The organism is Pseudoalteromonas sp. GB43, assembly GCF_054923805.1.
On the sequence record NZ_JBPCHJ010000002.1, the window covers coordinates 82,758 to 107,170 of the forward strand.

Genomic DNA, 24,413 nt, shown 5'->3' on the forward strand with positions numbered 1-24,413 from the left:
CATGGCAAAGCCAAACAATTTCGCACAAACAAAACCAGTCGTTGTATTGCTTGTAGTACCTGACGAAGAAATCAAGGTACTGAAGGACGACAATAACGAAGTAATGGTATTCCCTAACCTCAAGAAAGCGCAGAAACACGTTTCTAACCGCATTGAGTCAGAGTTCCACCCTTTCATCCAATACGCCAACGAAATGCCTGTAGCGGGCGCAGGAGACCGTGAAGAGACCAACAATCGTCGTTGCCTTCGCTGCAAGGAGTTCCTACGACCGAGTTACCGCCAGACAATGTCGAAGATGCCTGACGGCTCTCAGATGGCAGTAACCGAGCTAGATTGTCCTAAGTGTGACTTAGGCGAGTAAATTCACAATAGTTCCTTGGGGGGTGTGCGGAAACGCCACCCCTTTTTTCTGTGGAGTAAAACATGAGAACAGTTGATCAACTAGTCGTAAACGGCGGCAAGAAAGTTTATTCAGTAATGAAAGAAGCGAATACCGGTGTATTCGTTTACATCGAAATGACGTACAGCAAGAAGACCGGTATCAAGCATAAGGTTATCCAAGCGCACGAGAAAGAGTGTATTCGAATGATGGATAAGGCCAAGTTACACGCACGCAAACAAGAAGAAATGAAGGCAGCATGATAACGCACCAATTCGACAAAAAACGAGGGATGCTAACCCTTGAACACATTAACGACGAGCTGGCGATAGTAATCGAAAGTCACTTCGTCCAATACCAGGGTACTACGACACATACACGGATTGGTTCGCCTTCCGATTCTGAGTCGTACTACCTTCAACGCAAGCAAGAACTATCACCGCCTAAAGTGCGGAAAGACCACAACACAAGGATTTAAAGACATGAGCGCAGTATTGAACTTCCCTACAAAACCATCGGCCTTAAACTTAATCAAAGCCCGTGACGAAGCAGCTAAGCAACATGCCGCAGCAGGCCTGTTCTTCCCTGTAGACTGTCAACCGCTGTCAGACCTAACAGGTATGCCAGACCGAGGCCTACAGGCCGTTGTACGTAAAGACACGGACACTGTACTGGCGGTGCATGGTCAACGTTACAGCCTAATCAAGAATAGCGAAGTGTATGAGCGTGTAGACGCTGCAATTCGTGAATCAGACGTACTCGATACGAACGGAATGGAGATTACCGACTCTATTGCGTATGAAGGTGGTCGTTCGATTCGTTCGTACATCTTCCCTGAGCACAAGATTAGCATTGGTCGCGGTCGTCGGGATGTAACCAATCTGCGCTTGAATGTAATCAACAGCTATGACGGTTCGACGAACCTACGCATCAACATGGGCGGTTATCGCTTAGTGTGTGCGAACGGTATGGTTGTCGGAACGGACGTGTCGAACTACGTCGCCCGCCACACATCAGGCTTCAAGGTTGACGAAGTTAAGCAGCGTGTAGCCGCTTCAGTAGAGAACTTTGTGACTATGGGCAACCAGTGGCGCAAGTGGTCGAAAGAGCCATGTTCTGACGAGAAGGCAATCGGCCTAATCAGTGAGTTCGCTCGCGGCTCATTAGCCATGAACAACAAGCTGTTCGATATTTGGATGAACGAAAGTAAAACACTTGGCAAGACCATGTGGGCGTTCTTCAATGCCCTGACCTACTGGTCTACACACGCCGAAATTAAAGAGGCCAGCGTACCAAACGCCCCAGCGATTGTACTTGAACGTGAAGCTCGCGTGTCACGATTCTTGGGCAACCCGCTAATTAAAGCCGCAGCTTAGGTTTCATAATTATTAGTAATACTGTTAGAATAGCAAATTTATTAACTAATAATCATAACAACCGATGCCCGACATTATAGATAACTCTGTGGCGCAGCAGGAAATGATGCTTGCTGTCCACATACAAAACGCGCGGCTTAACACACCGCGTTTAACACCCAAAGAAGCTTGCCACAACTGCGATGAACCGCTGGACAGCCTTGAACAGTTGTTCTGTGACGCAGATTGTGCCGAAGATTACGAAAAATACCCAAGGGAGGCTTAAACCAAATGAAACTGCACTTTGTTTCAGCACTGAGTAAGATCGGCCCCTTACGTAAAACAATCGGTCTAGCTGATGGCAGCTCGCGCTCGTACCCACTTGCCGCAAAGCTAACATCGCATGAAGCAGAGTTGAACGTCGAAGAAGACGGGTTAAAAGGCTACCGCAGTCTACTTGTAGAGAACGCTAACCTAGGTAGAGCACTTTACAAAGGCCAATTCATACGCCCATTACAAGCTGAGTCGCGCCGTGGTATGACAGACCAAGACGCCAAGACGCAGTTCCTTGTGTTGGACATTGACGGCCTGAAGCTAGAAGGTGGGATCAAAGACCGATACCGCAAATCGGACGTTGAAGCCGTAGCCGAATCAGTAGTTAAAATGCTACCGAAAGAACTAGCCAATGTGTCATACGTGGCAATGGCGTCTAGCTCGTTCGATTTGCACAAAGACGAAGTATCGGTACATATCCACTTCTTACTTGAAAACCCAGTTAGCCACCGTGCATTGAAAGACTGGCTCACCTCGTTGAACTATACACAGGCAGAGATTTACGAACGTCTAAAGCTTACGAAGACCAAGACACGACTTAAAAGTGTTATTGACCCTTGTTTAGCTGAGCCGTCACGCCTTGTGTATATCGCACCACCTAGTTTTGGTCCTAAGAAAGCAAACCCGTTTGTTAACGATGAAGACCGCTTTGTGTTGGTTGAGAAAGAGCATAAATTGCTTGACCTTGAACCACTGCTAGAAGAAGTGCTCGACAAGATGGAGCGAGTTAACCAAGTACGCGACCAGCGTATTAAGGACTTGCAAACGGAAGCTGGCATCACCCGCCACAAACCGAAGTATGACCGAATTAATGTGAACGGTCGTGCGGTGAACGTCATGTCTAACCCGCCGCCTGCCCGTATGGAGTTTGCATACGAAGACGACGAGTTTGTTCGCTATAACGTTGGCGGTAGCCGCAACAACGCGTACTGGGTAGCCCGTTCTAACCCTGAGATTGTCCGCTGTTTCGTGCCTGACGAACCTGCGTTCTTGTTCAAAGCCGCTGACCCAGAGGCCTATGCCAAGCACGTTGAGAAGTACGGTGCGGCCTATGACGAAGTGAAGGACGAGGAAGTCGGTGTCGTACGTAAAGTACAACGCAGCATGTTCATTGACCAAACCACTGACGCTTACGTCACGATGGAATACGACAAGGAACACGACGAAATCGTTGAAATGAACGAGCGACGTAATGGACAGGTAGCCGAAGAGTGGATGAAGCACTACGGTCAGCTTGTACCAGACCCAGTCCCTGCCCGTCATGTAGTTCTCGACCCTAACAACTCTAAAACGTTGTTTACCGTTGGCGACAAGGACTACGTGAACCGATTTAAGCCAACTGTGTTTATGCGTGATAAGACAGTTCACGAACACCAAGACACGTTGCGCTACGGTAATGGCTGGATGCTCAGCTTAGACTGCCCAATTATCAGTGAAATCATCCTGAACATGCTCGGCGATGATATGGACTGTTTTGAGCACTTCATTAACTGGCTGGCCTTCATCATTCAGAAGAAGGACAAGACACAAACAGCATGGCTAGTACACGGTACTGAGGGTACGGGTAAAGGCCTGTTCTTCAAAGCTGTACTTCGCCCTCTATTCGGTCATGACTACGTTGCACAGAATACCCTACAAGGTATCGCTGACGACCAGTTCAACGGCTGGATGGAAGACTTAATGCTGCTAATGGTGGACGAGTTCAACATGCGTGGTGCACAAAGTCTGACGAAGACTGCATCGCTGCTCAAAACGCGCATTACTGAACCGACAATGATGCTTCGTAAGATGCAACAGCAACAACGCGAAGTCGTGCAACGCTTGAACTTCATCTTTGCGACGAACGACCTAGATGCAATGCCTGTAGAAGACAAACGTCGTTACAACATCGCGCCTAGACAGCAACGTATGCTTGAGACTCGATTAGCGTATCTTAAGGTTTTCCGAGAGCACTCTAACGAGTTAATCAAGGCCGAGCTATTCAAGTTCGCTACGTTCCTACGCTCGTTCAAAGTTGATGTGAACCAATCAGGCTCAATCATCATGAACCAGGCACGTATCGACACCCAGAAAGCGGGTATGAGTGCTGCTGATAGTTTCTTCGATGCGCTAACGACTGGTGATTTTGGTGCCTTCATCGGCATTTTAGATAAGTCAGCCGCCAACCTAGAAGCTGCGGACTTCACGCAACTATCACGCGTCAAAACGTTCCTGACTGCGAACCTAGAGCACGTAAACACGGGCAAGCCTTGTTACCTATTACCTGACGACCTAAAGATGCTGTACGGCTATCTGGCGGGCAAGGAAATATCGGACAACGCCCTATCACGGATGCTCAGTACGCATGACATCGTACGTAAACGCAAATCGACACCTGTAGGCGCACCTAAAGCCCTACCTACACGCCCTCGCTGTGTAGAGGTTGTGTGGAAGTACGACGACCTTGAGATTCTAGAAGAAATCCGAGAGGCCAACGCTGCACTGCCGACCAACGTGTCATCAATCAACAAAAGAAACAGCTCAGAAGAGTTCGAGCGTGCAATGGCTGAGGCCAAGGCAGAGCTAGAACAATCGGCTGAACCAGAAATATATTCAAATGAAGGTTACGAACTATGACCCCTGTACTATTCAAAACAAAGAACTGTAAATTCTGCGGTGACGTCCGCGACTACGCAAATTTCGCTGGCGTTGAGCTAGAAGAGAAATTCATTGAAGAAGAGAACCCGCACGGCCTACGTACTGCGCCTGTAATCGCTCATGAAGGTGAGCTTTACACTGGCCTAGACGAATGTGCAGCGTTCCTTCGTCGTCAAGCAAAGCGAGCCGCCTAATGGGGTTCGCTGAAACGCTTAAGGCCAAAGCGAAAGAAACAGGCCAGCAGACTATTCAAGGCACGTCAATCGAAGGCCAAGCCAAGAAGGAAGCAACGCAAGAAAGCTTTGCCGCCCGTCTTGGTGCAGTGGCTAAAGCGACCAAGCAGAAGGCCGTGAGCACGCCGCCGCCGTCTGGCCCACCCGTCGGTAAGTCGAAAGACCTTAAGAGCCTAGCTGACTCACTGAAGAAGGCTAAGGAAACACGTGACAATGAGCGTGGCGCAATGGTTGTAGACTTCCCTGTCGCAGCCGTCAAAGCATGGTCATTCTCAACCCTTAAGAAGTTCGAGAACTGCCAGTGGGCGGTGAAGCTTGGCAAGGTAGACAAAATCTACGTTGAGTCAGGCGAAGCAGCACAGCGCGGTACACTGATCCACGATGGTTGTGAGGCTTGGGTACGTGGCAAGATTCCAGAACTACCAGCCGACGGTCGCACTAAGTTCGACGCTTTCGCAGCCGACTTCGCACAGCTTCGTGAAGACTTCCGAGCGGGTAAGGTATCACTTGAGGACGACTGGGGTATTCGCAAAGACTGGTCGCCGTGTGACTGGGACGACGAAGAGCTGTGGGGACGCGCTAAGCTAGATGGTTTTGTGATGGAGAATGAGAACTCATGTGTAATCATCGACTACAAAACCGGTAAGAAGTTTGGCAACGAAATGAAGCACGCTGACCAAGGCCTAAGCTACGCATTGCACGCGATGCACCGCTACCCTGAGTTAGATGTGTTTAAAGTTGAGTTCTGGTACATAGACGAAGGCGTGAAGATGATTCGCTCATTCAACCGCCGTCAGCTATCAATGCTATTACTTCGCTATCATAACCGTGCTGTGAAGCTTACGACGACCCGTGACTTCATCCCATCAGCCAACGCACATACCTGTCGTTTCTGCGAGTACGGCTGTAACACTAACCGTGACGGTGTTGCATACGGCAATGGTGCATGTGGTTTCGACCACTATAGGGGGTTAGATGAAGCCGTCTAAGCCAACCTTTAAACCATTCACGCACCAAGAGCGCTTTGCCGCTCTTTGGGGCGCTAACGAACGCGTATTGAACTTCGACGGTTGTGGTACAGGTAAAACCCTTGCCTGTGTCCACACGGTCAAAACGTACTGGCCTGAAGCCCGTGTGTTGGTTCTTGCCCCTCTTTCCATCCTCACGCCTGCATGGGCTAAAGACCTACGTTTCGGCTGGCCTGAAACGACTTATGCTGTTGCCGCTGGTACTGCCGCTAAGAAGCGCAAGGCCTTTGAGAGCGATGCGCAATGGGTTATCACCAATCACGACACCGTAAAGATGATCGACAAAGAAGGTTATGCCGACAAGTTCGATGTTTTGATTATCGACGAAGGTGACGCATTCCGCAATAGAACGTCGATTCGTTCTAAGTCCCTGAACGCTGTTTCCGCAGTAATCCCACGAATGACGCTTATGACAGGTACGCCAACACCTAATACCATTTTAGATATTTGGCACTTGGCTTTTCTTGTTGACCGTGGCGAGCGCCTAGGTAAAAACTTCTTTGGTTTCCGCCAGCAAGTTTGTGACCCTAAGCCTATTCTCGGAGCACCACCGGGAGCTATGGAATGGAAGGACAAAGCAGGCGCGGCTGACCACGTGACATCAATGTTATGTGACATCACCTCGCGAGTGTCGCTAGATGACGTGCAAGAACTGCCAGACACCGTATTCCGTGAAGTAACCGTCGAGTTACCGCCGAAGATACGCCGTGACTATGAGTTCCTGAAGCGTGAGTCAATGCTTGCCCTTGAATCTGGCGAAATGCTAAACGCGGTTCATGCTGGATCACGTATGCAGAAGCTATTACAAACACTGTCGGGCGGTGTCTACAACGAAGACGGTTCAGTGGTTAACGTTCACAAAGAACGATACGAGCTGGTACTTGATTTAGTAGAAGAAACCGACCACGCCCTTGTGGCCTTCAACTGGACGCATCAGCGTGACGGCCTGATAGCTGAAGCTGAGAAACGCAAGCTTAAGTACGCTGTAATTGATGGCTCTACGAAGACGCTTGAGCGTAACCGCATTGTCTATCAGTTCCAGCAAGGCAACATTCAAGTAATTTTCGCACACCCGCAGTCAGCGGGACACGGCCTTACCCTAACACGCGCTAACCGCATTATCTGGGCAAGTCCAACCTACCGCGCCGACCTATACGAGCAGTTCAACCACCGTATTGTCCGTACAGCGTCAGCAACGTAAAACTGAGATTATTCATATTGCAGCCGAGAACACTGTAGAAGAAGAAGTCTACGCCAAGATGCTCGACAAGCAGATGAATATGATCGACCTACTGAACACAGTAGCAGGCCTATTCCAAGCGGCCTAAACCAAGCAACCTAAACAAAACACTATAGAGAGAACCAGTAATGACTGATAAATCAAACCAAGCACCAAAAGCACCATTAAACGCATTTGCAATCACAGCAGCAGACTTCGACATGGACTTGTTCACGGACATTGTGAAAGACGTTCGTAACACCCGTCGTCAGGTTGTAGAGTTCGGTAGCGACTTCGACGAAACGCGCGATTCACTACGCAAAGCTGAAGAAGGCCTGAAGGCAGCTATGGCTGACCTGAACCTTGAGGAAATCACGAAGCTAACAGCCGAGTGTAAACGTCTTAAGGCCAAGTTAGCTACTACGCCGACCATCAAGATTCAAGCGTTTGATGAAGCAATGGACAGACTGCACGCGTTCTACGAAGCGCAGTGTCGTACACCGGTAACAGAAACAGAAGATAAGAAGGTAGCATAATATGTCAGCAGCACTACAATTAAACATCGAACCAGAAGCAGTCGAGCAAGCACCAACACATGACCGTAAAGAGATCGTCACGGAGCTTATGAACGTTCGTCGTGAAATCGCCCTAATCGAATCAGCAGAGCTGAAGTCACTGAAAGAGCGCAGAACAGAGCTTGAGAACCACCTTAAGGCTACCCTTGAAGTAGGCGAAAAAGTCTCTTACGCGGGCATTGGCATGGTTTCAATGAGCGAAGAAACACAACCATCAGTTCAAGACTGGGATGCACTATACGAGTACATCAAAGAGAATGATGCGTTCTACTTCCTTCAGCGCAAGGTGAACGGCGCACCATATCGAGAGCTTTTGAGCACTGGCGAATCACTGGCTGGTGTTGCCCCAGTAAAAGTCCGAAAACTATCGGTTAGAAAATCTTAGCGTTACTGTTGACTTAAATTAACAGTAACACTAATATAGCGACCTCAACTGGTTCTCTCCTTGTGTCAGTTGTGGTTGCTTACTTATTGGCCCCGCTTCCTCGTCAGTCGTGGGGCTTTATTGATCTTAGCGGATCGAGAATGACGAAAACTAACTAATTAACGAATAAACAGGATATAAACATGTCTAAGAATACAGAAGTAGCAGTACAAGAAGAACAATTTGCTGGCGTAGCGACAATCGAAGAACGTAACGAATACGTTGGTCGCGGTTCTGAAGCCGTAACGACTAACGATTTAGCGATTCCTCGCTTGAAACTACTTCAAATGATTAACGACGAAGTACAACCTGGTCATCCGAAGCAAGTTGAAGGCGCACAAGCGGGCATGATCATGAACAGCGTGACAGAAGAACTCTACACGTCGATGTTCGTAATCAACCTTAGCTTTACAAAGAAATTCGTTGTATGGCGCACACGCAAGACTGGCGGTGGCATGGTAGGCACTTACGACTCAAAAGAAGAAGCACTAGAAGCTTTAGCTGAGCAAGGCCTTGCTGAAAAAGACCACGAAATTAAAGAGAACCCAACTCACCTAGTATTATTGCTAGACGATGAAGGTGCTCCTAAAGGCGTGGCAATGTTAGATATGCCGGGGGTTAAAGTCAAAAAGTCTAAGGTTTGGAACACCCGAATCAACGACGAAGAAAAACAAGGCAACCCTCGCTTTGGCTGTGTGTGGCAGCTTGGCGTAGTATCTGAGTCGAACAACTCAGGCAACTATTTCAACTACGACGTTACATTGGTCGCTCACGCACCTGACGACCTTTATGACCAAGCAGTTGCAATCTACGACGGTCTGTTCGCAGCTCCTGCGGCTGAAGCAGCTTAACTCAGGCTTAAATGAGTCTTTCGCCGACCCCCACTTGGGTCGGCTTTTTTATGTGCAACGATCCCCATTTGGGAACAAAGTGCTAACATTTCCAAAAGAAAGCCGAATTTTTAAAACTTTATCCAAAATTCAAGCTTTTGTTCCAAACGGGCAACAAACTTAGGCCGAAATTGCACATAACTTATTTAAAATTAAAGGTTAATTTTGGCAGCAGAACTGTAAGGAAATGTAAACTTGTCGATCAATGTTTGATCAACGATAACGTTTCCTTAAGGCATTGTTAAGCCTTGGTAAAATCGTTCCAATTTAGTAATTTTACCCTTTTCATTCACAAATCATTCAGATAGAGTTCGCCACCCAGTGAAGGTGAACGATCGTTCAGTAGGAGAAAAACTCATGGCATACAAAGACTTCATGCTTGACCTTGAATCAATGGGGACAGAGCCAAAAGATGCGATACTGTCTATTGGCATCTCACCGATGAACCTCGCCGAGCGCAAAATAGGCGAAGGGTTCTACACCCGTGTAAACCTAGAGAGTTGTCAGAAACTTGGGATGAATATTAGCGCCACTACCGTTATGTGGTGGCTTCAAGAGTCGCAGGAGGCGCGTGACGAGTTTAGAGCAAACTACGGACACGCGCATATCACGACCGCATTGGCAGCCGTGTCGGAGTTCATTAGCAAACAGGCTGGTGACACGCCGATAGATCAAATCCGCGTCTGGGGTAATGGTTCTATGATGGACAATGCCCTTCTACTAGCGGCGTACGACATGGCTGACAAGCCCGCCCCTTGGACATACAGAGGCGACATGTGCTACCGCACCCTAAGAGCCTTAGCACCGAACGTTGAGCGCGTTAAACCAGAAATCGCGCATCATGCGTTAAGCGACGCGGAAGCACAGGCTAAAACGTTATTTGCCATCTTGGACGAGACTGACCTAACCCTGTAATGATTGAATCCCAATACACATCGAACGTTGGTAAGAGATTACCAACGGCGCTGTTTCGTAGCTGGAAGATAAACGACAACTTTGCTGGGGGTGTCCCTGACGCCTTCTACCGCTCGAAGAATGGTGTTAAGCCGCTTTGGGCTGAGTACAAGTTTATCAAGCAGCTACCCAAGCGCGGATCAACAAAGATTAAGCCGAACCTGTCTGAACAGCAGTTGTTCTGGCTCAAAGAAGCTTTAGCGGCTAACGAACTAGCAGTAGTTATCGTCGGCTGTGAATCAATAAAATATAAACGACAAATTTGCGGCGTGGTGCTGACCGACCCTAGAGAATGGGCGGAAGGTATTACCGCTGACGAATTTGCAAAACGTGCAGAGACAATGAATTACGATGCCATGGCAGCGTTTATTTCTCAGGTCACGGTGAACGGGTTTATAGTCGAACCCCAGTAGAACACACGGGACGGGCACGGATTGCACTGCTTATAATAGTGCATAAATTAACATGGGTTAACACAAATGCTTTGACTTTTAACAGTAACCCTGATAATTTAATTATAAGCAACTACAATAAACATAGGCACGAGTATGGAATACGGTGAAGACGTACTCAAACGAGTACAAGCAGCTTGGCAGTCTCTCAAGCAGACTAGCAAACTGAGCCAAACATCTGCTGCACAAGCAATGGACATGAATCAGTCTGCATTTAGTCAGTATATTCGCGGTGCAATCCCGTTGAACACAGACTTTCTTAGAAAGTTCGCTGCGTTATCGGATATGGAGTTAGATGATTTTGGCATTTCTAATGCTATCTCTGACACCGTTCCTTCAAAACCAATTAAAGTAATGGCGACCCTATCTGGACGCAAGCCGACTGAGAAGTCAATTCTTGTGAACACGATACTCGAAGCAAGTGGTTGCTACTTCGTAGAAGTAGACTACAACGACCACCCTTTCGAACGAGGAACTATGCTACTGGTGAACCCTAAAGGGAAGATAGCCAGCGGCGATAGCGTCATCTACTTTAAAGGTGAAGGCGAGCGCAATGTGTTTGGCAAATTGGAATTAACCGAGGAAGGCTGGGAGCTGACAGAAAGGCTCTGGCAAGGCGGAAAGCGCTACTTGGTTGACAGTGTAGACCACGTCTACCGAGTATCTAGCGTTTACTTACCTAGTCAGGGGGGAAAACAATTTAGATAGTGGCGGAAGCCGCAGGATACAAATGTCGAACGCAGTACAAAACGACCAAGACAACACAGAAAAAGCAACACATTACAACAGCCGAACGATCGAAGCTATCGAGTTCATCCGTGAACTGGACTTCGCGCTCGGCTCAGTGTTCAAATACGTTTGGCGCGATGACGTTTAAAGATGCCACGACCGTTGAGCGAAAGAAACGAAACTACTATATACGCGACGCGTTGATTCACCGCCCTGTTACAATCGGTGTTCATCACGCAGACACGCTTATTCGTAAGCTGTCACTTATTTGTGACCAATTCGAGAACGATGATTTCGAGTTACTGGTCGCTGTTCTATCCGCTGCCACTGGTGATTACACTCTACTAGCGGAGCAAGCCAAAAAGCATAAGCTGTTTTCGACCGCCGAAACCAAGTTTGTACTGAAGGCATAGTATGACCTTCAGAGTTGAGTGGGTGACGCTTAACGCTATGGCTGAGGCGACGGGCTACTCCGTTGCCGCACTGAGAGCGAAGATAAAGCGCGGACAATTATTTGAAGAGAAGCATTGGCGTAGAGCACAGGACGGTCGTCTTCTGATGCACGTCGAGAATTTTAATGCTTGGCTTAAACAGTAACACTAATAAAGTAAGTAGTAGTATCATGATAAACGTAACAATCATAGCAGACTCAATCGCAGACGGCGTACGTATAACGACCGTTGAAATGGAATACCCGCGCTTCATCCACGCGGAGCTTATGACGCATCGTGTGTTCTCACGAAACGCAGCAAGCAGCCGAGCGATACCAGCAAAGAAAGTGAGACAGCAAGTATGGGACAACCCTGCACGGCCTTTACATTGGGGCGAGAACAGACGTGGTATGCAAGCGACCCGACAACTACTGGGAATGAAACGACGATTAGCGCGCGGTTTCTGGAACGCTGCATCAAAAGCGGCATGTACGTTACATTGGGGGATGGAAAAAGTCGGGCTACACAAGCAAGTCTGCAATCGTATCTTAGAACCGTTCCAAACAATGAAGGTTTTGGTTACATCGACGGAATGGGCAAATTTCTTGTGGTTACGGGATCACACTGATGCTCAACCTGAGATTCATCGCCTTGCAGCTGAATTAGACGTGGCTATGAATAACAGTAGACCTGTTACTTTGGGTTATCAGGAATGGCATCTACCGTACATCACTGCCGCGATGCGCGAAGAGCTGGAATTGCAAGACCAACTAGCGTTGTCGGTTTCATGTTGTGCGCAGGTGAGCTACCGAGCGCTTGACCTTTCAATGTCTAAAGCGTACCGAATCTTTGAATCACTGACGTCGGGTAGCCGTGTTCATGCGTCACCGTTCGAGCACCAAGCGTCGCCGATTCCTAAGTTCCAACGGATTACTAACGCTAAAGCGAAGCGCATTGGTGTTACACACACAGACAACGACGGTGTTCGCTGGTCGGGTAATTTTAAAGGCTGGATACAACACCGCCAACTTATTAAGGGGCACGTAGTAAATGACTGAGATAGAAGCAATGATGCGAGAGCTAGGCTGTAAAGACGCTTACATTAGCTCGGAACACATACTAAGTAAGATACAAAAAGTAGAGTTTGAAACAGTTGAACTGTGCGGCACTAAATTCATGTACTGCGGGATTTTGATGGACAACGGCTTTACCATTGTAGGTACGCCATCAGCCTGTATGAGTCCTGAGAATTGGCGAGAAGAGATAGGCAAGAAAGTATCTTTCGACAATAGCTTCGAAGAGATATACAAGCTCGAGGCCTACAGAACAATGGGCAGTGGCTATGTTAAATAGATTTAAAATCAACATGTTCACTGTTGACTTTTTGTAGCAGCAACACTACTATGCGCGCCAAGAAGTGATGTTCTTGCCATTGTCCGATCACCTTTTGGCTTAATTACTACTCGTACTCTATACAAATCATAGTTGATACAAAAAGCCCCGCTATCCAGTGGGGCTTTTTTATATGGACCAATAAGCCTCAGCACTCCAAATCGCTCTACTCTTCCCACGACCTGCCACTGTCGGAAGACAATAATTTGAAACTTTTTTGCCTTCCCAGTCCGCCTTTCGTGTCAATAGAAGGTATGTATGACAATAAAGATCAAAACTTAGATCCAATCAACGTACCTATCCAAAGAAAAATTGTGACAACAAAGATTGAAACTCACTTTTGGACAAAAATGAGTTAGAGCTGAAGGACGGCTCTGTGCCCAGACTGTGTGAAAACTAATTTTTAATAAATTGTCTTGGGTATGTTCTTAGTTTGAAACCATTTAAGATGGTTGCGATCGATTTTTTCTCAGTATCGCAATTTTCTCCGCGCGAGCGAAACTGCTATGGCAACGCTACTCTAATTGCTTTACTTAGGCCGTTAACTCCCATAATTGTTATCATTCTTCTGAAGTTGTAAGCTAGGACATGAAGACTTATTTCTGTCCCCACGCTTTTTAAACCTCGTGTTAGTAAGTGGGTAGCTCCCATCCAGAGTTTAATTGTGCCAAAGGGGTGCTCAACAGTTTGCTTGCGATGAAGCATCAATTCAGGTTCATTCTTTAGCTTTTGAAGCATTTCTTCTGTCAGAATCTCATGCACCCACCGCCTTATTCGCCTAGGGTCTTTTTTAGAGTTAGTGCACTGACTTCTTATTTTACAATCTCGACAAGCAATGTGATTGAAGTAAACATCAAGGTATTTACCTTACTCAAATACCTGCATTCGATTTTGAAGTTCATTACCAGCGGGGCATAAGTAAATATCTTTATTTGCATCGTATTTGAAGAGTGAGCGGTTAAATATCCCTTTCTTTTCAGAGGACGATGTATCCGTCTTGGGCATGATTGGCTCTGCACCCAAATCGATAGTATCTTTTATATCGGGCTGACTGAAGTAACCTTTATCTGCTAATACCCTTATATCTTCCTTGCGCAATGCTTTTTGTGCGAGTTTTGTCATTGACGCAAGCTGGCCTCTATCTGGCACGTTGGTCACCTCATGCGCCACTATAAGGTGGTGCTTGGTATCAACCGCACTTTGCACGTTATAACTCACAACTCTTGTAAAACCTTGAGTTTTCATTAAACGTGAATCAGGATCAGTAGTGGATATTTGCTTGTCAGGATGAGCTTCAACTTGTTCTTTAATCTCGTGTAGTTTTTTTAACTGGCTGCGAAAGTCAGCTAGCCTATCTTTTGTGGCTTTAATTTTTGTGACGTTAGCTTGCTCTTTATCGGCTTCATCAAGTAATTCAAGGTAACGTTCAATATTCTTTTCGACTCGGTCGATGTGGAATTTAACTTTGCTTGGCGTAAAATTATTGCCTTTGTTGTTGCTAGCTTTAAACTTACTACCATCGATGGCAACAACTGGTTTCTCAAACATATTCAGACGACGGCAGACTTCAACAAACGTTTTGCACACATTTTTTATACCATCTCCGTTGTCTTTTCTAAAATCAGCAATCGTTTTAAAGTCGGGTGCCAACTTACCAAGTAGCCACATCAGTTCAATATTGCGTTGGCATTCGGTTTCTAATCGGCGGGATGATTGAGTACGGTTGAGGTAACCATAAAGATACAGTTTTAATAATGTGGCTGGATGATACTTAGGGCGGTTTGTGGACTTTAAAGTTAACCCTTTAAACTCCAATTCAGCTAGATTTAGTTCCTCAATGAAAACATCAATCACTCTGACCGTATTATCTTCACTGACGTAGTCTTCCAACGATTCTGGAAATAACGTTGATTGGTCACGACTTTCACCGCTTATAAACTTTGACATACTGCCTCAACCCTCAACTGAATCAATAGTCTAATTATATAAATATCAGTATATTAAGTGAACTAAATGTATAGATTAATAGATCATAAGCAGAACATACTTAGACCAAAAGGTGATCAGAGTTTTCACACAGTCTGTGCCAATTGCGGACGTTTGTAACGCCAGCCAGTATGCGCGGCTACGAAATGGAGGCGAAGCCGCAATGTAGTAGGCGTCGCCGTGCCTGGCCTTGTTAGCGACTCCATGGCACCGGGTTATCTCTCCAATCTAGGCCATCGCCCAGAGCATCCTCAGCGGATTTTAAAGCCTCGGAGTGACTACCACCTTGGCCATACATACCGCAATCCTGACACTCGCACAGATAGAAGGTGTCCTTGATTTTGTAGGTATTCAGTGCCTCCAACCCACACTGCGGACATTCATCAACCTGAACAAAAGACCGTTCTTTCTCTGCCTTCCAAGCATTAGCGAGCATCTGCGTGATTTCTGCGCTAGCTGCTGAACGTTTCCCCTCTGCCTCCCGAACTCTTTTGGCTCCTTCTGGGTCGAACTTTCCACCGACATAATTGCCAGGATTCTCTTCAGGAAAATCCTCGAAGTATTCAGACCATTCACCCATTTTTAACCCCTCCTGTGGGTTTGTTTACTGCTCGCTAACGCCCGCCTAACACGCAATGTGTTGGCGTGGCTTTTTGCGTTGTTTGCCAAAACCATGACAACTAATCATTGTCGGAGTTAAGGCGCTTGTTATATGTATCTGCGAATCTAAATAAGAATGACAAAGCAGACGCGTAGATTGTAAAGAAAATAAAAAATGCCACTGCCAAGCCTATTTGTGCAGCCCAATTACTTTTAGTAGACAATTCATAAATTAAGTATACGGAAATAGGCAATGAAAGAAGATAGTTATTACTCTTAGCAATAGCCTTTTCAAAAGTCGATATACATTTATCAGTCAGGTTTGGAGAAAAATAAAGGGCTAATGGGATGAGAAATAAGCCAGCGAAAAGTATATCTATTACAACTTCTTTCAATTTAGAAACTCCATATCTAAGTACATATAACGCCGCGATGTGCGGATTTTAAAAGTGGAGGCGAAGCCGGAGCTTCTAAAATTCCGTACCATCGCCTTGTTAGCTGTATCCTAGCCGCACAACAAAAGGCAACCAAATTACATCCAGAAACCCCAAACTTCCTTCACACTTACTCTTAACACCCAACAATCATAAAAGACCTTTCCCAGTAAGAAGAAACTTGATTGCGTCACCAACCAATGCGAACCCAGCTATCGCAAGCAAAGCAGGCATAAGATAAGCACTAGCGCGCTCTACAACTAGATTTATACGCTTCAATAAAGATTGACTGCGCTCTCCATTCATCGCCACTAGAACAGGAACAATCACGAAAGGCAGAGCATAAAGCAAGTTGTAAGCAAACAGCACGATAACCGAATCAATAATCGTCAGGTCAGCCTTAAGAATTTGGTTGAGTGCAGCAAAATACGGCAAAGCAAAGGGGATGCCTACAAAGTTGATGATTGCTCCTAAACCGAATGCTTTTACCGGAGTGAGAACTCCATCCGGTTTAGCTTGTTCCTTTTTTGTTTTATTTTTTGGACGGAATGTAACCCACAATAAAAGGATTCCAAGTAGCAAGCTGATAATATAATCAACAAATTGCGGATTTGCTAAACGGTCGGTAATTCGCTCAAGTCCAAGCGCTAAGATAAAGCCTGCAATGAAGTAAGCAACAGCGTGCCCAATAAGAACTGCACTACTGTTTGAAACCGGGTGTTTTGTGCCTGCAGCATACACCATAAAGGCAAACAATACTGGGTTCATCACGTCTACAATCAGGATAGGTATCAGAATAGTCCAAATTTCAGTCACAATCTCTCACTCTTCTTCGGGTAGAAGTTAATATACAGCTAACAATTTAATAGTGCGCTCATCGCGCATATCTCTGCCGACTTAACGCTCACTTTTCTATATTATATAGTTTTAACAAATTACCTAAGGTATTACTATCACTAAGTTTCTAAAACTTTTAAGTAAAGTTAAATGGAACAATATGCGCGCATCGCTCATTTTCATGAATATATGCGCAAAGAGTAGTTTAACCAATCAACTAACTCTTGTGTTTAGCCAACCTCAATGACCGGTTATCGCTAAAAGCTGCCCTTAGAGCATTTACGTTAACTCGTTTTGGGGCAAAAGCTTGTTAGAACAAAAGGCAGACTGCGACAAATAGCATCGAAAAGTTTCGAACTATTGTCCTCCGACAGCCACACGCAAACTTTAATACACGTTTTTTGGGTCTAGGTGGGGGCTAGAACGTCTGTGCGGGCGCACACTTTTGGGACTACGTTGTCAGAGGGTCGATAGATTTTTTTGGGTCCATTGAGGGTCCATTTTGGGTCTGTTTTTAGTGTGGGGTCCATGCTGGGTCCATCCCGATTATAGTCTATGTTTAACTATGTCAACGCTACAGCCCAGCAAATTCGGGGGGTGTTAATTTATGATAATGTATGTTCGAACAGGTAGTCGTAAAGCCCCTTTACAAGCTATTATGGTCAACATAGATAAGTTCATCTGTTTTAAAGCCATATTCTTTTGCAGTGTTTATAAAGTCCTGCATTTGCTGTTTTGTCACGGTCGGTGTGCGCGACAAAAACCATAAATACTCTTTGTTATAACCTGTGATATAAGCGTATTGATAATTTTGCTTATCTAATTCAAACACCACGTAAGAGCTGTAAAATGGTCCAAAGAATGAGACTTCTAAGTGGCCTATGTTTTGTTCCTCTGCAAACTTCGCTTTACCTTCAGCTTGCTGCCATTCTTTATCTTCAGCGCTGTAACCCTTGTTGATAACCTTCACACTGCCATCTGGGTTAATTGAGTATTCGGCGGTAATGCCCTCAATACGCGTTCAAATGAATGATCTAAACGTGCAATTTCGTACCATGTTCCTGTGTATCTGTTTAACTCAAAATTATCGACGGGTTTGATGTTGTCTGGCACGCCTGTACATGCAGATAAAATGACTGTGATACATAAAACCCCGATTAATTTTAATGATGTTTGCACGTTTTTACTCCCTTTAAAAATTAAACAAATTAATACGTTAATAGCACTAATTTAGTTCAATTACGGTAAACTATTAATGTCTAAAATTAAAGATTGAGAACAGCATGAAGATTTGGGTTGATGCAGACGCCTGCCCCGTCGTTATTAAAGAAATATTGTTTCGTGCCGCAGAGCGCACACAGACCTTTACCACATTAGTGGCGAACCATGCGATGCGAGTACCACCCTCAAAGTTTATTAGCCGTTTGCAGGTATCTTCGGGTTTTGATATTGCCGACAACGAAATCGTTAAACGTATTGAGCCGAATGATTTGGTGATCACCGGTGATATTCCCTTGGCTGCAGAAGTCATCGAAAAAGGCGCACAAGCGCTTAATCCGCGCGGTGAATTATATACGACCGAAAATATTCGCTCACGTTTAAACGTTCGTGATTTTATGGAAACAATGCGCTCAAGTGGTGTTGAAATGGCCGGTGGCCCACCGCCGTTAAGCCAAGCAGACCGCCAAAACTTTGCAAATAATCTTGATCGAATCCTAGCTAAACAGTTATGAGTGTCGTTAATAGTGCGCCACTGCAGGGTTTTGGTGATGATGCGTTTAAAGTCGCTGTTTATATAGAAAAGCGCCCGCCGATGCCTGCTTGGCAACAGCTTGATCATTTGCATGCAATGCAACCCGGCCAAATAAACGAAATAAACCAAGCATGTGGAAATGGTTGGCGCAAAGTTTTTAACGTGTATGGCAAAGTGCTGTTTGCACTACCAAGTGAATATTATGATTTTGCAAAAAGAGCATCTGATTGGCAGAGCTATCGCGATGAACAACTGCTGCAAGCACACAGCCAAACTACATTACTGTTTAGTCCGCCGATATTAGGCAAACCAGAGCAATTGCATATAATTGCAGGGCGAACACATGCTAAACAGCTTATAAATGACGGACTTTTGCATTGCCAATTAACTTGGCTTGATGATGAATTTGCTATTAGTAAATCAGATAAAGTGATTGTTTGCCCCTATTTTGATTATCGCCAGTTAAGTAATATTAAAATTGCACGACTTAGCCAGCTTGTTGCCGATATTTTTTCTTAGTTTCTAGTTTATTGCGTTATTGAGTTAGCAAACTAAGCTTTAAATACTGTAGAGCTTAATAGGAGTTTAGATGAAAACTCTGATCGAATTGTTAAAGTGTGAAAAATGGAGCTAAACCGATGTTTAAGCATTTACCAATAGTGAGTTTGTTTACAGCTAGCTCTGTTATGGCGAGTGCTGAACAATTTACTTTATATACTGAAGTGTTCCCACCCTATAATTTTGTGGAGCACAATCAGCTCACTGGTATTAACACCAAAATCATGGAATCTTTGTGCGAAAGAGCTAAGTTGAGCTGTACGTTTAGTGTATTGCCTTGGAAGCGCGCAATGTCACTAACCCTCGCCCAACCGAATGCAGGAATTTACTCTACTTCACGTACCGCAAAGCGAGAAACTCAATTTTACTGGGTTGGTCCTTTGGTATCTGGGCATTCATGTTTCTATCGCTTAAATGATCGAAACGACATTAAAGTAACGAGTACACAGTCGTTGCAAAACTACACCATTGGCGTATCTCGTGGTGATGTATATCAAACCGTTCTTGCTGATTTTAACCTTACTGAAGGCCAGCAATTTTTAACTTACTCAAAAAAGTTCGAAGAACTTAAAATGTTTAAGCAAGGCAAGCATGATTTACTGATTGGCTCCTCTCTCACTCTATCAACACAATTGATGAATGTAGGTATGAGCCCAGACCAAGTCACACCTGTATTTGAGTTAAAGCACCCTGCTTTAGTGGGTAATTATTTAGCACTTAACAAAAACACATCGCCGGAGGTAGTTACTAAGCTGCAACACGCCCTCGATACCATGAAGCAAGAAAACCTGATTGACCCTTTTGTTGATCAGTTTGTCGAAGAGGATAGGCACTCTCACGGCGAAGCATCCAAAGTATCAGAGCAGTGCTTAAATGGCTCTGCCATTTATTAAATTGGAGTGATTTTAGGTAAGTTAGCCGCTATTTTTCTTATTTTTGAAGTCAATCGCGATTTTTCGCGCTCGAACGCAAAGCCATTGCCTGATCTTAAATTGCTTTTTATAGTGACAAATAAAAAGGGCAAAAAATTATGAAACCAACTCCACTCTTCAAAAGCTTAGTGCTAGCAGTATGCTTAGGCACAGTAGGTGCTGCTCAAGCTTACGATCGTATCACAGGCCATAACTTTGCTAGTCGTTCTGAAGTCATCGCACAATCAGGGATGGTTGCTACATCACAGCCGTTAGCTACGCAAGTAGGCTTACAAGTTTTAAAAGACGGCGGTAATGCTATTGATGCGGCTATTGCGGCAAATGCAGTGCTAGGCCTAGTTGAACCAACAGGATGTGGAATTGGTGGCGATTTATTTGCCATTATTTGGGATAACAAAAGCAAGCAACTTTACGGTTTAAATGCCTCTGGTCGTTCACCACAAAGCTTGTCTTTTGAAACTTTAAAAGCACAAGGTGACTACATTCCTGCTTATGGGTCATTGCCTGTCTCGGTACCTGGTGCTGTAGATGGTTGGCTTGAGTTACATAAAAAGTTTGGCAAAACACCAATGAAAGCCTTACTGCAGCCTGCTATCGACTACGCTGAAAATGGCTTCCCTGTGTCTGAACTGATTGCCTATTACATGCAAAAAAGTGTGGCTGCGCGTGGTAAATACCCAGGCTTTAAAGATGTATATATGCCTGATGGGGCAATGCCAGAAAAAGGAGAGATCTTTAAGAACCCTGCCCTTGCAAACACCTATCGTAAAATTGCCAAAGGCGGCCGCGATGCTTTTTACAAAGGCGATATTGCTAAAGAAATAGGTCGCTACATGAAAGAAAACGGCGGCTATTTATCGTATGAAGATTTAGCTGCCCACCATAGTGAATGGGTTAAGCCTGTGAGCGCCGATTATAGAGGGTATACGCTTTGGGAGTTACCACCAAATGGCCAAGGTATTGCCGCACAGCAAATTCTTAATATTCTTGAAGGTTACGATATCAAAGCAATGGGTTTTGATAGCCCAGAATACGTACACACCTTTGTTGAAGCGAAAAAGCTCGCGTTTGCAGATCGTGCAAAGTACTACGCCGATCCTGCGTTTAACACTATTCCCGTACAAACACTTATTTCGCAGCAATATGCTGATGAAAGGCGTAAACTGATAGACCCTAACAAAGCTGCAAAACGTGACCACGCAGGCCCAGTAGAAGGCGATACCATTTATATGACGACCGCCGACAAAGACGGCAACATGGTTTCGCTTATTCAAAGTAATTATCGTGGCATGGGCTCAGGTATGACACCTGCAAAATTAGGCTTTGTATTGCAAAACCGTGGCGAAATGTTTGCCCTTAAAAAAGGCCACATGAATCAATATGAACCAGGCAAACGACCATTTCATACAATCATTCCTGCGTTTGTCACCAAAGATGGCAAGCCATATATGAGTTATGGCGTAATGGGCGGTGCCACGCAGCCACAAATGCATGCTCAAATACTTATCAACATGATTGATTTTGGCATGAACCTACAAGAAGCCGGTGATGCACCACGTATTCTGCACACAGGTTCATCGCAGCCAACCGGCGAGATCATGGAAGACGGTGGTTTTGTAAGCTTAGAGTCAGGTTTTTCGATGGAAACCCGCCGCGAGTTAATGAAAAAAGGCCACACCTTACAAGACGCGGTTGGCCCATACGGTGGTTATCAAGCAATATTGAAAGACCCAAAAACCGGCGTTTATTACGGCGCATCTGAAACCCGTAAAGACGGACAGGCCGCGGGGTATTAGGCTATTGTAGGTTGGGTAGAGCGGAGCGAAACCCAACAAGCAAGCGAGTTTCAAGAGTAAAGTTAGCGAGCTTTGATGTAGTAGCGATTTCACATCGCGTAGGCGTGAAATTTATTTCGCGCGATGGTTCATTACTCGCTAACTCCCAACCACCTACCCTGCAAATAAGATCAAAATCAGCGTTGAGCCGTTTTTCTGAATATCTTTAGTATCAATAAAAATTTATAGTTAGCAATGCATTACGTTATTTGTTTATAGTAGATTTACTAAATACATTAGCGTGATATCGGCAAAAAGATACGCGAAGCGCGCATTGTAAATTTTTGTCTGCTATGAGGAAATCACTATCAGTTACTCCGAAAAAGCACTTATTGAATGTTGCAATTTGATTGCGGATGATTTAGGTGTTCCAAAACCAAAATCAAACGACGTAGTAGATAAATTAACGGAAATTCTGGTTAACCGGGAAAGCTATATTTGCATGGAAAAAGGCATTATAACTCAAGACGAATTAGCTAATCTTGTGTTTCAACACCTCTATTGCTTGGTAAATAGGGAGTTAGATTCTGCCCATTCAATAACCTGCTCAAAAGGTGTTGAAATACATGCCAAAATCAAACGAGCACTTTTACAAAATGCCACATAACAACCGTATGAACTTGTTTCCTTCGGTCACTCAGACAAAAACATGGCGCTGCTTCGTCGCTAATTTAGGCCAACAATTTTAGCCCTTTATGGGGGCGTGAATATCGAGAGTTGATGTTTAATTTACTAAAAGAGAAACTAAAATTTGCTATTTTACTTGCGCCAGATGCTTTTGCTTATTCTCTAGTTTGTATCGTTTGGGAGCCTCTTTATAGGCTATGTATTTTAGTCGGTCTTGCAGAAACAGGCTTGGAGTGGTTTCCATTTAAATTTGGTTTAATAGTATTTGCTCTGCTTTTCAGTTATCGATACACCGTCTATTTAATAAAGAGAAAAAGTAAGTAGCCATATAACAAGCCGTTTAAACGGGGGTCTAAAACTTGGCTTACGCTCGTAACTTGCCGCTTATTGGGGTGTTGGTATCAAATGAAAAGTTCTGAGTTATATGAAGATTGGGGTTTACCTTATATCATCATCGGATCAGGTGTACTAATCGCTCGTGAACAGGCTTTAAGAGTGATTGAGTTGTTATACGAAAAAGGTTTTTACTTCTTGGGGTACGACGCCTTTACAGTTTTCCCAGATGGTACTAGACAACCACATATGGAATTCAACGCATCATTCAGCAGGGAAAGACAAATAACGTCTATGGAAGCTATTGAAACTATCAATGAAGATCCATCAGAGATTACTCACTATGAATTTTATTTTGGACCACAAGCCTAACAAGCGCCATCAAAACACCGCTTCGCTTACCCAACGAGCTCTAAAGGATGAAAAACGCTTGGCTTGCGCTCCTTCTTCGCTGATTTTAGCTAAGCATTTTGTGTGGTTTAGCACGGCGTTGCCTTATAGAAAATTCACCTAATACAGACGACCTAAAACGTTTTTCCCTAGGAGTGAGTTTGTTGACTCAAGGCACAAAGCTGATATTCAAAGCAAGATTAAGCTCAACTATTAAGTGAAGTTACCAAGTTCAAAGAGTAAAGTTAGAACCATCGCGCGAAATAAATTTCACGCCTACGGTAACTAATCCATCTCAGCAGCGAGTAGGCATCAACGACTTACAGCTTAAAGCGCCTTACTCTTTCCCCTTGAAACTCGCTAACTTTACCTAAGTTTGTTGGGTTTCGCTGCGCTCTACCCAACCTACGAGTTGACAGCTCTAGAACGTAGCTAACTCCCAACCACATATCCAGCAAAACCAAGCACTTTAAAGTACTGTTTAGGGGTGCTGAAGCGGGTTTCATTCATTAACTCTGCAAAACGAATTCGGTCTAATGGGTAAAACTCGTGCTCTAGGTTGTGGCGCATGCGTTCTACGCCGACTTCGGTTAAACCTAACTGCATACACAGCTGTAGTTGAGATTCGCGCTCAAAAGCGGTTTCAGGGCGCATTAAATCGGCAATGTATAAGTTGCTCGATTTTTTAAGCTTGCTGTGAATCGCTTTTAACAGCGTTTTTTTATCGCCGTTATCTTCAACAAAGTGCATTACTAGTAAACACAGTGCGGCGTCACATTGAGTGTCGATGTCGTTGATATCACCGCAGTGAACTGTCACGCGATCGCTGATGTTATGCTGGCCAAACTGTTGCTCGGCAATATCGAGCATGTCTTGTGAAATGTCTTGAGCAATAAACTGCCAGCTTGGTTTTAGCGCCGCTAATTCGATGATTTCTTTACCAGTTCCGGCACCAACCACTAAAATGCGCGCATCATCGCTCAGCGTGGTTGCTAATTGTGCTGCGGTTGCTTGATGTAATAGTTCATAACCTGGAACTAGGCGCAAAATGCGTTCGTCGTAATGATTTGCTTCTTCGTGGTTAAAAGTAGGCATGC

27 protein-coding genes and 2 pseudogenes are annotated in these 24,413 nt (G+C 45.0%); 23 read left to right on the plus strand and 6 right to left on the minus strand.

What is annotated here, in order from left to right:
• The first annotated feature begins 1 nt into the window (after position 1).
• The 17 genes from ACRWSG_RS17665 (at position 2) to ACRWSG_RS17745 (ending at position 12,992) form a co-directional block, all read left to right on the plus strand.
• Complete coding sequence (locus ACRWSG_RS17665) at positions 2-361, plus strand: hypothetical protein (RefSeq protein ID WP_250660483.1); 360 nt, start codon at positions 2-4, stop codon at positions 359-361.
• A 62-nt stretch (positions 362-423) separates the two neighbouring features.
• The gene (locus tag ACRWSG_RS17670; protein ID WP_250660482.1) at positions 424-642 is read left to right on the plus strand and encodes a hypothetical protein; all 219 of its coding nucleotides are present in this window, start codon (positions 424-426) and stop codon (positions 640-642) included.
• Positions 643-861: 219 nt separating this feature from the next.
• Positions 862-1,755, plus strand: a complete 894-nt coding sequence (locus ACRWSG_RS17675) for a DUF932 domain-containing protein (protein ID WP_462167039.1) — start codon at positions 862-864, stop codon at positions 1,753-1,755.
• A gap of 270 nt (positions 1,756-2,025) precedes the next feature.
• Positions 2,026-4,683, plus strand: coding sequence for a primase-helicase family protein (locus ACRWSG_RS17680; protein ID WP_462167040.1), 2,658 nt, complete (start codon positions 2,026-2,028; stop codon positions 4,681-4,683).
• The gene (locus tag ACRWSG_RS17685; protein WP_462167041.1) at positions 4,680-4,898 is read left to right on the plus strand and encodes a hypothetical protein; all 219 of its coding nucleotides are present in this window, start codon (positions 4,680-4,682) and stop codon (positions 4,896-4,898) included. The genes ACRWSG_RS17680 and ACRWSG_RS17685 overlap by 4 nt, the downstream gene beginning before the upstream one ends.
• Complete coding sequence (locus tag ACRWSG_RS17690) at positions 4,898-5,926, plus strand: PD-(D/E)XK nuclease family protein (protein WP_462167043.1); 1,029 nt, start codon at positions 4,898-4,900, stop codon at positions 5,924-5,926. Before ACRWSG_RS17685 ends, ACRWSG_RS17690 begins: the two co-directional genes overlap by 1 nt.
• Positions 5,913-7,166, plus strand: a complete 1,254-nt coding sequence (locus ACRWSG_RS17695; protein ID WP_462167045.1) for an SNF2-related protein — start codon at positions 5,913-5,915, stop codon at positions 7,164-7,166. The genes ACRWSG_RS17690 and ACRWSG_RS17695 overlap by 14 nt, the downstream gene beginning before the upstream one ends.
• Positions 7,167-7,333: 167 nt before the next feature.
• Positions 7,334-7,720, plus strand: coding sequence for a hypothetical protein (locus ACRWSG_RS17700; RefSeq protein WP_462167047.1), 387 nt, complete (start codon positions 7,334-7,336; stop codon positions 7,718-7,720).
• A 1-nt stretch (position 7,721) separates the two neighbouring features.
• Entirely contained in the window at positions 7,722-8,144 is a 423-nt protein-coding gene (locus ACRWSG_RS17705) for a hypothetical protein (protein WP_462167048.1), read from the plus strand.
• Between the two features lie 182 nt (positions 8,145-8,326).
• Positions 8,327-9,034 (plus strand): hypothetical protein, encoded by a 708-nt coding sequence (locus tag ACRWSG_RS17710; RefSeq protein WP_462167049.1) that lies wholly within the window; start codon positions 8,327-8,329, stop codon positions 9,032-9,034.
• 396 nt (positions 9,035-9,430) lie between these two features.
• A complete protein-coding gene (locus ACRWSG_RS17715) occupies positions 9,431-9,988 on the plus strand; it encodes a 3'-5' exonuclease (protein WP_462167051.1) in 558 nt (185 codons plus the stop codon).
• Positions 9,988-10,440: a hypothetical protein gene (locus tag ACRWSG_RS17720; protein WP_462167052.1), complete on the plus strand. Its 453-nt coding sequence runs from the start codon at positions 9,988-9,990 to the stop codon at positions 10,438-10,440. Before ACRWSG_RS17715 ends, ACRWSG_RS17720 begins: the two co-directional genes overlap by 1 nt.
• 135 nt (positions 10,441-10,575) lie before the next feature.
• Positions 10,576-11,187: a helix-turn-helix domain-containing protein gene (locus tag ACRWSG_RS17725; protein ID WP_462167053.1), complete on the plus strand. Its 612-nt coding sequence runs from the start codon at positions 10,576-10,578 to the stop codon at positions 11,185-11,187.
• A gap of 22 nt (positions 11,188-11,209) precedes the next feature.
• On the plus strand, positions 11,210-11,356 hold the full coding sequence (locus ACRWSG_RS17730; RefSeq protein ID WP_462167054.1) for a DUF3310 domain-containing protein: 147 nt from the start codon (positions 11,210-11,212) through the stop codon (positions 11,354-11,356).
• Entirely contained in the window at positions 11,346-11,621 is a 276-nt protein-coding gene (locus ACRWSG_RS17735; protein WP_462167055.1) for a hypothetical protein, read from the plus strand. The genes ACRWSG_RS17730 and ACRWSG_RS17735 overlap by 11 nt, the downstream gene beginning before the upstream one ends.
• Positions 11,622-11,785: 164 nt before the next feature.
• Positions 11,786-12,697 (plus strand): FAD-dependent thymidylate synthase, encoded by a 912-nt coding sequence (locus tag ACRWSG_RS17740; RefSeq protein WP_462167056.1) that lies wholly within the window; start codon positions 11,786-11,788, stop codon positions 12,695-12,697.
• The gene (locus tag ACRWSG_RS17745) at positions 12,690-12,992 is read left to right on the plus strand and encodes a Gp49 family protein (protein ID WP_250660468.1); all 303 of its coding nucleotides are present in this window, start codon (positions 12,690-12,692) and stop codon (positions 12,990-12,992) included. Before ACRWSG_RS17740 ends, ACRWSG_RS17745 begins: the two co-directional genes overlap by 8 nt.
• Positions 12,993-13,535: 543 nt before the next feature.
• Here the strand turns inward: ACRWSG_RS17745 and ACRWSG_RS17750 are convergent.
• The 5 genes and pseudogenes from ACRWSG_RS17750 to ACRWSG_RS17770 form a co-directional block, all read right to left on the minus strand.
• Positions 13,536-14,978: pseudogene (locus ACRWSG_RS17750) on the minus strand (IS1182 family transposase).
• Between the two features lie 232 nt (positions 14,979-15,210).
• Positions 15,211-15,597, minus strand: a complete 387-nt coding sequence (locus ACRWSG_RS17755) for a hypothetical protein (protein WP_086994699.1) — start codon at positions 15,595-15,597, stop codon at positions 15,211-15,213.
• 100 nt (positions 15,598-15,697) lie between these two features.
• Positions 15,698-16,012: a hypothetical protein gene (locus ACRWSG_RS17760; protein ID WP_076921750.1), complete on the minus strand. Its 315-nt coding sequence runs from the start codon at positions 16,010-16,012 to the stop codon at positions 15,698-15,700.
• Positions 16,013-16,201: 189 nt separating this feature from the next.
• A complete protein-coding gene (locus ACRWSG_RS17765) occupies positions 16,202-16,867 on the minus strand; it encodes a GAP family protein (protein WP_086994692.1) in 666 nt (221 codons plus the stop codon).
• Between the two features lie 667 nt (positions 16,868-17,534).
• Positions 17,535-18,067 (minus strand): annotated as a pseudogene (locus ACRWSG_RS17770) (lipocalin family protein).
• A 104-nt stretch (positions 18,068-18,171) separates the two neighbouring features.
• Between ACRWSG_RS17770 and ACRWSG_RS17775 the strand changes: the two are divergent.
• The 6 genes from ACRWSG_RS17775 (at position 18,172) to ACRWSG_RS17800 (ending at position 23,298) form a co-directional block, all read left to right on the plus strand.
• Positions 18,172-18,621, plus strand: a complete 450-nt coding sequence (locus tag ACRWSG_RS17775) for a YaiI/YqxD family protein (protein WP_138599750.1) — start codon at positions 18,172-18,174, stop codon at positions 18,619-18,621.
• Positions 18,618-19,160 (plus strand): DUF6942 family protein, encoded by a 543-nt coding sequence (locus ACRWSG_RS17780; protein WP_138599749.1) that lies wholly within the window; start codon positions 18,618-18,620, stop codon positions 19,158-19,160. The genes ACRWSG_RS17775 and ACRWSG_RS17780 overlap by 4 nt, the downstream gene beginning before the upstream one ends.
• 119 nt (positions 19,161-19,279) lie before the next feature.
• Complete coding sequence (locus tag ACRWSG_RS17785; protein WP_462167057.1) at positions 19,280-20,092, plus strand: substrate-binding periplasmic protein; 813 nt, start codon at positions 19,280-19,282, stop codon at positions 20,090-20,092.
• Between the two features lie 137 nt (positions 20,093-20,229).
• Positions 20,230-21,927 (plus strand): gamma-glutamyltransferase, encoded by a 1,698-nt coding sequence (ggt, locus tag ACRWSG_RS17790; RefSeq protein WP_462167058.1) that lies wholly within the window; start codon positions 20,230-20,232, stop codon positions 21,925-21,927.
• Positions 21,928-22,312: 385 nt separating this feature from the next.
• Positions 22,313-22,573, plus strand: coding sequence for a hypothetical protein (locus tag ACRWSG_RS17795; RefSeq protein ID WP_339980346.1), 261 nt, complete (start codon positions 22,313-22,315; stop codon positions 22,571-22,573).
• Positions 22,574-22,998: 425 nt separating this feature from the next.
• Positions 22,999-23,298 carry a hypothetical protein gene (locus ACRWSG_RS17800; protein ID WP_462167059.1) on the plus strand — a complete coding sequence of 100 codons (300 nt, stop codon included), beginning with the start codon at positions 22,999-23,001 and terminating at the stop codon, positions 23,296-23,298.
• Positions 23,299-23,748: 450 nt separating this feature from the next.
• Here the strand turns inward: ACRWSG_RS17800 and ACRWSG_RS17805 are convergent, their stop codons facing one another.
• Positions 23,749-24,411 (minus strand): class I SAM-dependent methyltransferase, encoded by a 663-nt coding sequence (locus ACRWSG_RS17805; RefSeq protein WP_462167061.1) that lies wholly within the window; start codon positions 24,409-24,411, stop codon positions 23,749-23,751.
• Between the last annotated feature and the right edge of the window lie 2 nt (positions 24,412-24,413).

Excerpts from the sequence above, each read along its gene's own strand:
- ACRWSG_RS17665 (WP_250660483.1), top strand. The coding sequence starts at position 2 with ATGGCAAAGCCAAACAATTTCGCACAAACAAAACCAGTCGTTGTATTG.
- ACRWSG_RS17685 (WP_462167041.1), top strand. The coding sequence starts at position 4,680 with ATGACCCCTGTACTATTCAAAACAAAGAACTGTAAATTCTGCGGTGAC.
- ACRWSG_RS17755 (WP_086994699.1), bottom strand. The coding sequence starts at position 15,597 with ATGGGTGAATGGTCTGAATACTTCGAGGATTTTCCTGAAGAGAATCCT.
- ACRWSG_RS17680 (WP_462167040.1), top strand. The coding sequence starts at position 2,026 with ATGAAACTGCACTTTGTTTCAGCACTGAGTAAGATCGGCCCCTTACGT.
- ACRWSG_RS17695 (WP_462167045.1), top strand. The coding sequence starts at position 5,913 with ATGAAGCCGTCTAAGCCAACCTTTAAACCATTCACGCACCAAGAGCGC.
- ACRWSG_RS17720 (WP_462167052.1), top strand. The coding sequence starts at position 9,988 with ATGATTGAATCCCAATACACATCGAACGTTGGTAAGAGATTACCAACG.
- ACRWSG_RS17800 (WP_462167059.1), top strand. The coding sequence starts at position 22,999 with ATGAAAAGTTCTGAGTTATATGAAGATTGGGGTTTACCTTATATCATC.
- ACRWSG_RS17805 (WP_462167061.1), bottom strand. The coding sequence starts at position 24,411 with ATGCCTACTTTTAACCACGAAGAAGCAAATCATTACGACGAACGCATT.
- ACRWSG_RS17740 (WP_462167056.1), top strand. The coding sequence starts at position 11,786 with ATGCTTGGCTTAAACAGTAACACTAATAAAGTAAGTAGTAGTATCATG.
- ACRWSG_RS17700 (WP_462167047.1), top strand. The coding sequence starts at position 7,334 with ATGACTGATAAATCAAACCAAGCACCAAAAGCACCATTAAACGCATTT.
- ACRWSG_RS17710 (WP_462167049.1), top strand. The coding sequence starts at position 8,327 with ATGTCTAAGAATACAGAAGTAGCAGTACAAGAAGAACAATTTGCTGGC.
- ACRWSG_RS17730 (WP_462167054.1), top strand. The coding sequence starts at position 11,210 with ATGTCGAACGCAGTACAAAACGACCAAGACAACACAGAAAAAGCAACA.
- ACRWSG_RS17780 (WP_138599749.1), top strand. The coding sequence starts at position 18,618 with ATGAGTGTCGTTAATAGTGCGCCACTGCAGGGTTTTGGTGATGATGCG.
- ACRWSG_RS17675 (WP_462167039.1), top strand. The coding sequence starts at position 862 with ATGAGCGCAGTATTGAACTTCCCTACAAAACCATCGGCCTTAAACTTA.
- ACRWSG_RS17690 (WP_462167043.1), top strand. The coding sequence starts at position 4,898 with ATGGGGTTCGCTGAAACGCTTAAGGCCAAAGCGAAAGAAACAGGCCAG.
- ACRWSG_RS17735 (WP_462167055.1), top strand. The coding sequence starts at position 11,346 with ATGACGTTTAAAGATGCCACGACCGTTGAGCGAAAGAAACGAAACTAC.
- ggt (WP_462167058.1), top strand. The coding sequence starts at position 20,230 with ATGAAACCAACTCCACTCTTCAAAAGCTTAGTGCTAGCAGTATGCTTA.
- ACRWSG_RS17725 (WP_462167053.1), top strand. The coding sequence starts at position 10,576 with ATGGAATACGGTGAAGACGTACTCAAACGAGTACAAGCAGCTTGGCAG.
- ACRWSG_RS17785 (WP_462167057.1), top strand. The coding sequence starts at position 19,280 with ATGTTTAAGCATTTACCAATAGTGAGTTTGTTTACAGCTAGCTCTGTT.
- ACRWSG_RS17745 (WP_250660468.1), top strand. The coding sequence starts at position 12,690 with ATGACTGAGATAGAAGCAATGATGCGAGAGCTAGGCTGTAAAGACGCT.
- ACRWSG_RS17670 (WP_250660482.1), top strand. The coding sequence starts at position 424 with ATGAGAACAGTTGATCAACTAGTCGTAAACGGCGGCAAGAAAGTTTAT.
- ACRWSG_RS17775 (WP_138599750.1), top strand. The coding sequence starts at position 18,172 with ATGAAGATTTGGGTTGATGCAGACGCCTGCCCCGTCGTTATTAAAGAA.
- ACRWSG_RS17705 (WP_462167048.1), top strand. The coding sequence starts at position 7,722 with ATGTCAGCAGCACTACAATTAAACATCGAACCAGAAGCAGTCGAGCAA.
- ACRWSG_RS17715 (WP_462167051.1), top strand. The coding sequence starts at position 9,431 with ATGGCATACAAAGACTTCATGCTTGACCTTGAATCAATGGGGACAGAG.